We start from the raw sequence: 12,200 nt of genomic DNA, 5'->3' as shown, positions 1-12,200 counted from the left end.
TGGTTTACATTAGCATATTGTAAACATACCGTTAACAAGACTTATGTCGAACATCTAACTGGGTCACTCGTCACGTCGTCAGCCTAAATAAACAACTAAGTGAATTGCGAAATGAATGGTCGTATATTGAAAAAGCAGTGTATGGCTATCTCTTGGCTTTCTGTTTGTTACGTTCTCTGGCATTGCGCTCAAAGAGTCATTTTGTTTTAAAGTGGTTGGATTAAAACTCGTCCCGCTGTTACTTGCCAGTACGGTGCTACTGCTTTGGCTAAACTTAGCCTTGTATGCGGCACTCGTCATGATTGTTGCTAGTTTAATTATTGGTTATTTGTCGTATCAAAAATGGCGCATGCCACTGCACTTCGATATCGGCATTAAAGCTAATTACGAAGTGTAATTGCATTGAGTTGCAAAACGCCGATTCTTTTGATGTTATCGCATAACTGCCAAACACTATGGTTCGTAGTGTTTGGCAGATGTTCGCTTTTAATTTGCTGACACTTTATGGTAAAAACTTCAGTGAATCTAAAGTAAACTCACTGTATATAAGATGGAATAGTTTGTAGCGAGTATTACTATCCTCATAAAGGATGGCAATGTTTCCATTTTCTAATTCGGTTAAATTAGAGTAAGCAAATTCATCCGGCATGATGATTCGAGCATACTTCCAAGTGAAAGTGTAGCGAGGCTCGCCATTATCATAAAAACCATTCTCATTTATCAACCCAACCCGAATAGTGCCATTTGCACGTTTCGTTGCTGCGGGGTTACTAAAGATCACAGCTGGTTGCCCATCAATAAAACCTGAGTAATTGATGACGGATAACTGACATCCTGTTGTGTTACTCATCACTAAAGTAGTGTCGTACTCTACATCATCAAGCCAAGTGATACCTCCATCGAGACTTGTTGCAACCGCCGCTTTACCCACACTGCGAGCAAACATTTTGATCTGACCGTTAGGCATTTCAACAAACTGAGCTTCATGCAATTTTTCAGCCCCACCGATACGCCCATCATTCGGTGACTCGCCAAGCCTCCAGCTTACTCCATTATCATCACTGTACATCGCTGCAGCATACTCGGTCGTGTTGAGAGTTGAAGTGTAATAAATTGGGACCAAAATGCGACCTTGATTAACACCGTTTTTAATCGTAATAGCTCCACCTGGTGAAACACCTAAGAACTTCATATCAGACGTTTTAATCTGGTCGTTGACAATTTCCGGCTGACTCCAAGTTGCTCCCTCATCATCCGAATAAATCATTACAATAAATGAAGTAGAATCAACCACCAATGGTGAACGTTTGTAGAAAATATTACTCACCTCAATACCATCTTCAAACAATGTAAAACCATCGCCTACAGTATAACTTGTCGCATTTCCATCTAAGGTATAGACACGATCGTCATGACCAAGGTAGTACTGTATTGCCGGTTGATTCGTGCTCGTTAATGAAAGATATTGCTGACCATCTATGACGCGATACCCCGTGCCAGAAGTAGAATTAGCTTGACCAATCCCGCCTTTAAACGCATCGGCAAACAAGAAAATACGATTTTCATGCCCTTCTACAATCACTGAATCTATGTATGACGCACTATCTGTAATCTGGCTCGATGGCACACTAGGGTAATCATCGAATGCCAATATCACCTCTGGCTCACTCCAAGTAAGCCCATTATCGGAACTCCGACGGATCCCTACGTCAATATTATTAGGAGAATCATTACTGTCACCGTAACGGATATCAGCAGCAGTAATGATGGTGTTTTGTGCAGTACGAATCATCGCTGGAATCCGGAATGCAGCGGTATTCCATTCTTCTTTGTCATACAATTTAAAACTCTGCACGGGAGCCCGATCTGAAACATCAAGAAACGTCTTACTTCGTAGGGTTTCATCGTCTAGTGCTACGTTGTAAAGCTCAATTAAATCAATATCACCGACATAGTCATAACTATTGGCATTATAACGAATAGTTCGGCCAATTTGTGCGTTATTAATTCCAGGGATATCCGAAATCAGTCCATAGTTTGAGGGCGTTGGGACATCAAGGATCTTCTCACCGTTAAGAAACAACTTGTAACCTGTTTGTGGAGAAGCGGAAAAAGCGACAATATTGTCCGTACCATTAAGCAAGTTAATATCCACTTTGCTCGCTTTGTGGATATCACCTCCTCTCTGGCGACGGATCTCAAAGCCCAACTTCAAATCAGACACATATACATGAAAGTGATTATTCGGGTAGCCTGAACGACTATCACTTGCACCAAAAATAGAGTGGAAACCGTCAATCTGCGGATTAATTTTGGCGACTAATGTCATTGAGTCTAATGTTTTTACTTGCTCTACGACATTACTAGGTAATGCAATTGCGTCAGAGGGATTGTTAATTATTACGCTTGCCGCCTGATAAAGCGGCACTGACTGGTTACGCTGATTTTGGGCGTCTTCAGCCTGTTGTAACTGACTAAATTTATGATCTAGATAACTACTTACTTCATCAGCTTGAGTCGTTGGGATCATAGCTGACAGAACGAGTACGACAGGAAGTATTGCGTTTGCTTTCATTTTAACCTCAAGTATCGATATTTGATTATTAGGGCAGACAAAAGAAAGTCGTTCGCATAAAACGACAGCAATCTATATTTCAAAAAAAAGGTCAGCAATGCTGACCTCAAATACTTTAATTAGTGACCTAATACCTCTGAGAGACGCACTTTTCGATCTTCAAAGCGGGATTTGGTTGCAGCATCGGCTGTTGCGATCACCGATGTAGCAGCTTCACCTGTTATCAAAGCAACAAACTCTTCAGTGGGCTTCATCCCATTCAATAAATCATGTAAATACTGCATCTCAAGCTTCATTACAGACGACAGCCACATTGGTGTTTTTTTACCTGGTTTACCGTAAGCAATCGCACCATCCATCTCACTACTCATGTTACCAGCTCGACGGTCATCATCTTCTTCTTGACTCTGGTGTACGAGGAAATGCTCATTCTTTCCGTTAAGACGAAGTGTTCCTGCCGTTTCCTGCATGTCGATCTTAATGGCACCTTTTGAGCCTTGGATCAAAACATAATGTTCAGGCCAGTGGAATGCGCCCCCCCACTCTAGCGTTGCAAAACGTCCATCTGCAAATTCAAGATTTAAAAACAACATGTCATCTTCATCGCCAAAACCTGGTCCTTTATGAGCAAGATTGCCTGCCGTCATCGTGACTTTTTCTGGCGCTCCCCCCATCAAAAACTGAACACAATCTAATTCGTGTATATGGTGATACAAGTGCCCGCCTGAGATATTGCGCATTTTCTTCCACGAAATAGTTGGCTGTTCGTCTTCCCAACCATTTCGCTTGGTATGACAAGAGAGCACCTCACCAATCACACCATCTTTAATCAATTGCTTAGCATGACGAACCCCATTGAAAAAGTTCATCACATGACCCGCCATAAACTTCACACCTGCATCTTTACAGGCTTGTACCATTTCACTGCAATCTTGGTAATTTAGGGCTATTGGCTTTTCACAAAAAACGTGTTTGCCATTTCTCGCAGCAGCAAGTACCGGTTCTTTATGTGCATTATTTGGCGAAGCGACAATAACACAATCGATATCATCGCGAGTAACTAGGTCTTCTAAACAAGCTGTCGCGATACAATTCAATTCTTCTGCAATCGGTCCCGCATTTTCAGGATCATAAATAGCAACAATCTCTGCGCCTTCTATGCGCTGCATAAAGCGAGCAAGCTCTGCTCCAAAATAACCAGTACCAACCACACCGTATCGAGTCATTTTCATTATCCTTCTAAAATTGAAATATTGGAGTTCAGGCTGTACTTTCGTGTACAGCCTGATGGTTGTGATTCAACTATTTCTATACTTCTGCAGATTCCAAAGTTACTTCTGGTTGCTGTTTAGCACGAGCCGCACGTTTCTTATTCGCGCGCACTAGCAGCCAATCAGGAATACCTAGACCCACGATGCTAACGAGAGTAAATGTCCAGAATGAAACCACAAAGGTCAAAGCGGTTCCCAATCCATAAGTCATACCAATATAGGTCGCTGCCATAGAGTTAAAAGTGCCAGATGTAGCGGCTAAGTTATAAATCAAGCCCGTACCTAAACCACGAACTTCAAGCGGGAAGTAATCGTAGATAAATTTAGGCATCAAGCCGCCTACACCGACGTTTGTGAACATCAAACCAAACAAGCACAAACCAAGTAAGAAGTTATTACCTTCTGGGATCATAAACAGAGGAATTATGAAGAAAAACGATGATAATAAGCCGAAAACAAACGTCTTTTTCAACCCAAATCGGTCAGCAAGTAGTCCCCAAGTAATGTTACCCGCGACCGTACCAAATGCTGCAGCCGTCATAAGCTGTGAAATCACTGCAGTTTCAAAGCCTACACCCGCCATATACGTTGGTAATAAACCGAAGATTGGCCAGTTCGCACCGAAAATTGAGAAGAGTACGATGAAAACGACTAGTGTTAGTGGTAGCTGTATAGGGTTAAATAATCCTTTTAATGCCCCCCACAATACCGACAAGAAACCTTGATATTCCGGAGCTTCCCCGGTTGCTTCACGCTTAATTCGAGCAGCTTCCCACTCTTGAGATTCTGGAGCTTTAGAACGAATGTAAAGTACGAGCAGAATTGGTGTTAGACCGACAAAAAACGCCATGCGCCAACCAAACGCTTCGGCAAACGCAGGCATAAAGTACGCTGCGATGATATTACCAACCCCGAATCCACTGACTAGGAACGCACTTGCCTTTGCTTTAAGGTGTTTTGGAAAGCTTTCTACAGCATAAGTTGAAGCACAAGCGTATTCACCAGCCATACCCATACCAACTATGAAACGGGCTAATGCTAACGTTAAACCACTCACCGCAATGCCACTTAAACCTGTACCAACTGAATAAGCGACAATTGCCCACATCATAAGAGGCTTACGTCCATATCGATCTGCCAATAAGCCAAATATTGCACCACCCAGAGGGCGACCAATAAAGGCTGCAGTTGATAAAAACGCACCTTCCATATCCGTTAAACCTAATTCCGGTTTGATCAGATACATAATGTAGAAAATAAGCATGAAATCAAAACCATCAAAGACATACCCAAGCCAAGCTGAGAATATTGCCTTCTTCTGTGGTGATGTAACCTCTTTATACCACGCAAACATAATAAAGCCCCTTAAGTTAATTTTTCCGTAAATAACTAGTGTGTACTTTGATTACCGCTTTTTTCACCGTTCTCTCCTCATCTATATTACAAGTCGGCTTATGAGGCTCATTAGGATAAAAAACAGCAAACATATTTGGTTTTAAATTTAGAGTAGATATATTTGATAAAGGAACAACAGATTGAAAATCGTTGTTACCATCGTAATCAGACATAACCTCGCAACGTTCTGTAATTGATGCAAATTCCATACATTCTTGACCATGAATTAAAATTTGAACATCTGCATAATCACGATGAATTTCGAAGTTTTTTGAGTTTTTACAAACCGTTTTTACTGTCATGACATTGATATAAATTTTATCACCATCAATCTCATAACGACCATCATCCAAAATACTAAGGTCATTATCTCTTACGAATTTCAATGCGCTCCAAATATTACTTGGAATAGTGTACTTTAGATTTTTGTCATTTAAATCACCAAGAATCATACTTACCTCATCTGAATGTTTTTTGCCCAAAGGTATGCTCCAAGCAGACCTGATGAATGACGACATACTGCTGTTGTTACTGATATTTGATATATCTCTGGTAGTTGGCTTAGCCTGAGTTGAATTAGTTCAACATAACCTTCAGCCAATCCAACACTTCCGCCAATGACAATATATTCCAAATCAAGTACAACCTTGAGATCCGCGATAGCATCAGCGACCGAACTCGCTGACATTTCAATAATCCTTTTCGCTACTTCGTCTCCCAAACGATAACGCTCAAAAACGTCTTTAGCAGTACATATGTGATTAGTCTCTTTCTCCATAGCCATCGCTATCGCTGTACCTGAAGCTATTACTTCAAGGCAATTGTCTCGACCGCACTTGCAACGCTTCGCAACACCGTCATAAGAAATTTGACTGTGCCCAATGTGACCAGCTACTCCATTACAGCCTGTCAGCAATTGACCATTAATGACTAATCCACCTCCGACACCAGTTGAGACTGTAATAAATCCCATATCTCCTTTTCGATCACTTTTAATATATTCACAATAGGCTGCAGCTTGAGCATCATTGATAATATAAGTGGGAACATTTAAAATACCCTCTACCAATGTCTTTAAATCAAAGAATTTATGTCCCCAAAGATTATTAGCGCTCATTGCTCTAACTCTTCCTGCAACAACAACTCCTGCAGTTGCAATAGAACAATACTCAACATCACCTTTATACTTTGATATTAGATTAACCAATACATCTTTTATTATTTGATGCGAGCCATTTGTTTTTGGAGTTTGTAACTCCTTATTTTCAACAATTTGATTATTAAATATCTTTGCTGCCGATATCTTAGTTCCGCCAATATCTATCGATAACCAAACTGTCATGATTACACCTTCAATAGGCGCGCATTATTAACACTACGATTAAACCAATCACAAATATGTTCAATTCTGGTAATTGCTGAGCCAATAGTCACACAGTCAGCACCAGATAAAATCGCTTTTTCGGCAAGTATTGGTGAGTTATAGCGCCCTTCTGCCATCACGAACATATCCATTTTGCTAATGGTCTCTACAAACTCAAAGTCAGGCTCGATAGGAGTATATTCACCACAATATCCCGACAAAGTTGTACCAATAATATCTGCACCTAACTCAGAACAAGCGAGGGCTTCTTCAACGGTAGAACAATCAGCCATTGCTATGCAGCCATGATGATGAATTGTATCAATGATATTTTTGATGTTATCCGGACGCGCTCTATCTGTTCCATCAAAAGCAATGATCGAGGCACCCGCTTTAGCAAGATCGACCACATCGGTAAGATAAGGAGTAATTCTTATTGGAAAGTCAGTAAGGTCACGTTTCACAATGCCGATAATAGGAATCGATACTACCTTTACTACCGCCTTAAGGTTTGCAATGCCTTCTATACGCAATCCAGCGGCGCCGCCATCTTCACTAGCTTTTGCCATTGCCGCTATGATCTCAGGGGTATCCATAGGGCTGCCATCCACTGGTTGACAAGAAGATACAAAACCACGTCTAAGTTGAGATAAGATGTTTTCCTTCATAAAGTAAAACTCCATAATTTTTACTCAAAAGTAAACTTACATTCACAATAGATCTTATGGAGTTTTACTTCAACATGAAGTTGATGAATAATTGAACAACATCACAAGCGTAATGATCAAAAAGGCAGATAAATGAGATTTAGACAAGCTTTGGTAATGAAGATAAAGGGAAGCATTGCGCTTCCCTGTTTTACGGTAGGTACGAAATTTTACTTCACAACTACTTTAATAGTTTTCGATTTCATATCCATTTTCCCAGTCATATCAGTTTTAACTAATACGCTGTAAATTAGATCAACTACGAACAATTGTGCGATTTTTGTTCCGATAGAGTCTCCTTGCAGTTGACTCTGTCGATTGCCATTTATCAGGACAAAATCTGCGTGTTTTGCTAACGGAGATCTCGGGTTGTGCGTTATTGCAACCGTAGTTACTCCATTTCCTTTTGCAATTTTAAATGACTTAATCAGTTCACTGGTTACCCCTGAGTGGGAAATGCCTAGCAGTACATCTCCCGGTCCCATCAAAGCCGCTTTCATAGACATATTATGACCATCAAAGAAAGCATCTACATTCATGCCGATACGCATAAACTTGTGCTTGACTTGAGCAGCCGTAATACCCGATGAACCAATTCCAATTGCTGCAAAGGTGTTTGCGTTACTTATCGCCTCAACAACCTTGTCTAACTCACTAAAGTTCAGCAGGTTGATGGTTTCAGAAATCACATTATCCAAGCGCGATTTTAGTTTCATCGCAACAACACTAGACTCATCCTCAGGTTCTATATTGGTATCCAGAATTGAATTGTCGTAATTTAGCTTCGCGACTTCTATACCTAAGCTAGCCTTGAAATCCTTCAAACCTTTAAAGCCGATATAGCGACAAAATCGGATAATAGAAGCATCGCTTGAATCAGTAACTTTAGAGAGTTCAGATACCGAGAGCTCAACAGCTTCACTGGGAGATTCCAATACGAAATCAGCAATTTTTTTCTGCGCAGGAGATAGGCTTTCGTAGACACTACCAATTGTCGCGATAATCGCGCCAATATTCGTTTTTATTCTCTTCTCTCCCATGAGTATTTTCCATTTTCCTAATTAGTCTTGCAGAGATACTAACGTAACACCGTAGTCAAATGAAGTATTCCTTCACAAATCGCAACATATTCAACTTCTAACTTCACAGATTTAACGTGAACAATTTGCGAAACAGTCTCTTTACACTAAATTGAAGCTTAACTTCATACATCACTTAAAAATAGTAGTTGGACTTCTTTTATGAGTGAAAAAATCAAACTGTTTTATGGTAAACATGAAAAACAATTTGGACAGTTGTCCATACCAGACTCTACTACCCCATTACCTATAATAGTGGTCATACATGGTGGCTATTGGAAGGATAAAAATACTCTTGATATTTACCCTACTAAATTCATCGTCGACGAGTTTAATAGAAGCTTCGCAATTTGGGACCTAGAATACCGCGGTATTCCCGAAACAGGAGAAATTAGTCTCGAAACAATTCTAAGTGACATTAAACAAGGCTATGAGTACTTAACCAAGCTTACTCACCATAACCTTGACCTAGACCGAATCCTCCTCGTTGGGCACTCTGCTGGAGCTCACCTTGCTTGCTGGTTACTTGGCGAAAACCTCAGCATCGCTCCAAAACGAGCAATATCTATCTCAGGCGTGCTAGATCTCGCACAATATGAGTTACTTAATGAACCGATTCAAGTGAAAAAACTTCTGAATCATGACTTAAAAAAAATGCCATTCGCTAACCCGGTGGCACGCGGTCATGGAGAAACGCACCTTACAGTGATACACGGGCTGGAAGATCAAACCGTCCCCTACTCTATGGCAACTCATTATGCAGATTTGTGGGATGTAGAACTACTGTTACTCGAAAAATGTGGACATTTTAGTATGCTGCCACTGGAAGAAGGTGAATACTGGCAAACAATGAAAAACATCATCCAAAGTAATATGGAGCAACTCTAAAACTCAAGATGTGATTTACGATCGATACATTCTGAATAGTTTTCACTCTTCATTAGAGTGAAAAAAAAGGTTCATCGCGGCTTTCCGGGGAAAGCCGCTTTTATCTTTAAGAAGAAATAATCGGTATCTCGATAACCATAACCCATCCGCTTGATTAACTTTATTTTGTTGTTTATCCCTTCAAGAGTGCACGTATTCAACGGATAAATGGCTGAAGCGGTAATACCATGAAGGTAAGGAAGAAGCTTTCTAGCAAACTCTTTTAATGGCTTTATCCCGCTCTCATTCACTTGCTCCCACCATACCTTCCATAAGTTTTTTGCCTGAAGTTCAGACTCACAACGCCAGAGTTCCTTTAATTGCGCTCCCAGTACATAGGTAGTCATCAAGTCCTGATTTATCTTCAATATTTCAGTGAGATAGCTCTCCTGTTGTGTGTTTAAATTATCTCTATTTTTCAATAATACCCAACGAGAACGCTTGACCCATTGTCTCGCTTTTTTATCATGCTTTAGCTTATTGGCTTGATCGACTCGGACTCTATCTATGACCTCACGACCGAACTTAGCCACAACATGGAACAAATCATAAACGATACGTGCATTTGGGCAGTGCTCTTGGACTTCAAGGTCAAAAGCAGTATTCATATCCATTGCTACCGCCTCGATATTTTTACCATATTCGCCTAACCGCTCGAAGAACGGTCGAATGTCCTTACGACTACGACCTATACCTATCCAGATAACCTGATGAGTCTTTGCATCAGCAATGACAGTGGCATAACGATGTCCCTTAAAAATGGCGAACTCGTCCATAACGAGTTGCCTTAATTCGCTCCATTTAACTTGCGGTACCACTTGTTGAAGTCGACGCTTATCTATCTCTTTAATTGTGTGCCAATGAACACCAGTGATTTGTGCGATATGCTTAATGGGCAAAAGTGGCAGTAGCTGTTCGATATAGCTTCGTAAGCGATTAGTGATGCGAGAATAAGGCTCTAACCAAGATAACAGCTCTGTTTTAATGCCACATTTACTACACCTAACTCGTCGAGTTTGAACAAGTAACTCAACAGATATTCCAAGCAGTGTTGCGTCTTTCACGTTGCGCCATTGGTACTCATGTATTGCTTGAGCGTGAAGTCCACAGGGACATCTAGCGAGAGAGTTAGGTTTAAGGGTGAGTGTAATAAGTGATTCTGTCTGATGAGACTTTGCTACATGAAAGCCTTCCCAGAACGAAGATAGGAAAGTATGATTCGGCATGAAAACGGTAGTTTGTGTAGGTTTTGTTTGGCGATAAAACTCTATCACTTACTACCGTTTTTGTTTTGAGTTCCCGCTTATCCGCGATGAACCAAAAAAAAGGCAGATTGCTCTGCCTTAACGATCTATTTTAATTTTCATTACAGCGCGATAAATAGACCCGCTAGTGCTGCACTCATCATGTTTGCTAGTGTCGCGGCAGTTACTGCGCGTACACCCAGTTTCGCTACGTCATGGCGACGTTCTGGCGCCATAGCACCAATCGAACCTAGTTGGATTGCGATAGAACCGATGTTAGCAAAACCACACAGAGCAAAAGTGATGATGATTTGGCTGTGAGCAGATAGCGTCTCTTTCACTGCAACGAAATCTAGGAATGCCACGAACTCGTTCAGTACCGTCTTTTGACCGATAAGTGCTGCCGCCGCGAATACTTCATCCATTGGGATACCAGCAAATAGCGCTAACGGTGCAAATAGGTAACCGAAAATGGTTTGCAGAGTTAGGTTTTGCACGCCAACAAGTTCGCCTACCATTTCAAAACCAGCGTTCACCATAGCAATCACACTGACAAACGCGATCAACATCGTACCCACCGCAACAGCAACACGCACACCGTTCATTGCACCTGAAGCAAGCGCATCAATAATATTACTATCGGTGCTCTTTTCTAGCTCAATTTCATCTTGTGCTGCTGAAGCTTCACGCTCCGGCACCATCATTTTAGCCATTAGTAGACCGCCTGGAGCCGCCATGAAGCTTGCTGCAATTAGGTATTTTAGTTCTACACCTAGAGCTGCATAACCACCCAGTACCGAACCCGCTACTGATGCCATACCACCCACGATAACCGCAAACAGTTCCGAACGAGTCATCTTAGCTAAGAAAGGACGTACAATTAGTGATGCTTCGCTCATTGATAGGAAAATGTTACTCGTTGCAGCCAATGACTCCACTTTTGACGTACCCAGCGCGCGAGCAATCGCACCACCAATCACTAAGATTAGTTTTTGCATGATACCTAGGTAGTAAAGTAGAGAAATGATCGCAGAAAGGAAGATAATCAGAGGAAGAACGCGAATTGCGAAAATAAAACTGCCTGTTGCTAGCTCACCAAACACAAAGCCAATGCCTTCGTCAGCAAATGCCAGAATGCCCGATACACCATTACTGATAGAGCCAAGTAGAGATTGACCAAGAGGGAAATAAAGAACCAGTGCGGCAAAACCTGCCTGAAGTGCGAATGCGCCTAAAACAGTGCGCCAATTGATGTTTTTGCGACTTTCTGAAAGTGCGAATGCGCACGCTAAAATCGCGAAAATGCCAGCCAAGCTGTAGATGATTTGCATTTTGTTACCTTGCTATGTATCTGTGCTAAATATCTGTATTAAGGCGGAACCAAAAATCAGACGCGCACACGCGCAGGTAACATCAAAAAAATGTTATCTTGCCCGGTAGCGGATTTATGGCCCGTAAACGCTCACAGTTACGCTGGGCCCTGTTCCTTGGGGCAAGTTTCCATTTTGCAGCTGATTGAAAGCCGACCAGGTAAACGTTTTCGTTCCCAGTCGAGCGCGGAGTATAGTGACTCGATTTCACTGTGACAATGATCACTTTTGTTAAATTTGCCAGTTGGAGAATCGTTTAGTCAAAAAAC

10 protein-coding genes and 1 pseudogene are annotated in these 12,200 nt (G+C 41.4%); 2 read left to right on the top strand and 9 right to left on the bottom strand.

All coding sequences use genetic code 11. From position 1 onward, the window contains the following. Positions 1-139: 139 nt before the first annotated feature. Positions 140-397, top strand: a pseudogene (locus GZN30_RS04500) (DUF2301 domain-containing membrane protein); the annotation flags it as partial. Positions 398-502: 105 nt separating this feature from the next. Here GZN30_RS04500 and GZN30_RS04495 read toward each other — a convergent pair. The 7 genes from GZN30_RS04495 to GZN30_RS04465 form a co-directional block, all read right to left on the bottom strand. Further along, on the bottom strand, positions 503-2,575 hold the full coding sequence (locus GZN30_RS04495) for a sialidase family protein (RefSeq protein ID WP_075652547.1): 2,073 nt from the start codon (positions 2,573-2,575) through the stop codon (positions 503-505). A 119-nt stretch (positions 2,576-2,694) separates the two neighbouring features. Then, positions 2,695-3,801 (bottom strand): Gfo/Idh/MocA family protein, encoded by a 1,107-nt coding sequence (locus tag GZN30_RS04490; RefSeq protein WP_075652546.1) that lies wholly within the window; start codon positions 3,799-3,801, stop codon positions 2,695-2,697. Between the two features lie 82 nt (positions 3,802-3,883). Beyond that, entirely contained in the window at positions 3,884-5,200 is a 1,317-nt protein-coding gene (locus tag GZN30_RS04485; RefSeq protein WP_075652545.1) for an MFS transporter, read from the bottom strand. Positions 5,201-5,216: 16 nt separating this feature from the next. Next, positions 5,217-5,723 (bottom strand): N-acetylneuraminate anomerase, encoded by a 507-nt coding sequence (gene nanQ, locus GZN30_RS04480; protein ID WP_161987029.1) that lies wholly within the window; start codon positions 5,721-5,723, stop codon positions 5,217-5,219. Beyond that, positions 5,696-6,583: an N-acetylmannosamine kinase gene (locus tag GZN30_RS04475; protein WP_075652543.1), complete on the bottom strand. Its 888-nt coding sequence runs from the start codon at positions 6,581-6,583 to the stop codon at positions 5,696-5,698. The genes nanQ and GZN30_RS04475 overlap by 28 nt, the downstream gene beginning before the upstream one ends. 2 nt (positions 6,584-6,585) lie before the next feature. Then, positions 6,586-7,272, bottom strand: a complete 687-nt coding sequence (locus tag GZN30_RS04470; protein WP_123781897.1) for an N-acetylmannosamine-6-phosphate 2-epimerase — start codon at positions 7,270-7,272, stop codon at positions 6,586-6,588. A gap of 209 nt (positions 7,273-7,481) precedes the next feature. Continuing rightward, the gene (locus GZN30_RS04465; RefSeq protein ID WP_075652541.1) at positions 7,482-8,351 is read right to left on the bottom strand and encodes a MurR/RpiR family transcriptional regulator; all 870 of its coding nucleotides are present in this window, start codon (positions 8,349-8,351) and stop codon (positions 7,482-7,484) included. Positions 8,352-8,552: 201 nt separating this feature from the next. Between GZN30_RS04465 and GZN30_RS04460 the strand changes: the two genes are divergently transcribed. Further along, positions 8,553-9,278 (top strand): alpha/beta hydrolase, encoded by a 726-nt coding sequence (locus GZN30_RS04460; protein ID WP_075652540.1) that lies wholly within the window; start codon positions 8,553-8,555, stop codon positions 9,276-9,278. Positions 9,279-9,349: 71 nt separating this feature from the next. Here GZN30_RS04460 and GZN30_RS04455 read toward each other — a convergent pair whose 3' ends face one another. Next, positions 9,350-10,543: an ISL3 family transposase gene (locus GZN30_RS04455; protein WP_083627258.1), complete on the bottom strand. Its 1,194-nt coding sequence runs from the start codon at positions 10,541-10,543 to the stop codon at positions 9,350-9,352. 140 nt (positions 10,544-10,683) lie between these two features. Then, on the bottom strand, positions 10,684-11,892 hold the full coding sequence (locus GZN30_RS04450; protein ID WP_075649868.1) for a NupC/NupG family nucleoside CNT transporter: 1,209 nt from the start codon (positions 11,890-11,892) through the stop codon (positions 10,684-10,686). Positions 11,893-12,200 lie beyond the last annotated feature (308 nt).

Origin of the sequence: Vibrio ponticus, from assembly GCF_009938225.1 — a bacterium.
Lineage (GTDB): Bacteria > Pseudomonadota > Gammaproteobacteria > Enterobacterales > Vibrionaceae > Vibrio > Vibrio ponticus.
Note: the sequence above shows the minus strand (reverse complement) of the source record. Positions and strands in the feature narration are given on the sequence as shown.

Coding starts and splice junctions, on each gene's coding strand:
- GZN30_RS04495 (WP_075652547.1), bottom strand. CDS start 2,575: ATGAAAGCAAACGCAATACTTCCTGTCGTACTCGTTCTGTCAGCTATG.
- GZN30_RS04475 (WP_075652543.1), bottom strand. CDS start 6,583: ATGACAGTTTGGTTATCGATAGATATTGGCGGAACTAAGATATCGGCA.
- GZN30_RS04490 (WP_075652546.1), bottom strand. CDS start 3,801: ATGACTCGATACGGTGTGGTTGGTACTGGTTATTTTGGAGCAGAGCTT.
- GZN30_RS04470 (WP_123781897.1), bottom strand. CDS start 7,272: ATGAAGGAAAACATCTTATCTCAACTTAGACGTGGTTTTGTATCTTCT.
- GZN30_RS04460 (WP_075652540.1), top strand. CDS start 8,553: ATGAGTGAAAAAATCAAACTGTTTTATGGTAAACATGAAAAACAATTT.
- GZN30_RS04450 (WP_075649868.1), bottom strand. CDS start 11,892: ATGCAAATCATCTACAGCTTGGCTGGCATTTTCGCGATTTTAGCGTGC.
- GZN30_RS04455 (WP_083627258.1), bottom strand. CDS start 10,543: ATGCCGAATCATACTTTCCTATCTTCGTTCTGGGAAGGCTTTCATGTA.
- GZN30_RS04485 (WP_075652545.1), bottom strand. CDS start 5,200: ATGTTTGCGTGGTATAAAGAGGTTACATCACCACAGAAGAAGGCAATA.
- GZN30_RS04465 (WP_075652541.1), bottom strand. CDS start 8,351: ATGGGAGAGAAGAGAATAAAAACGAATATTGGCGCGATTATCGCGACA.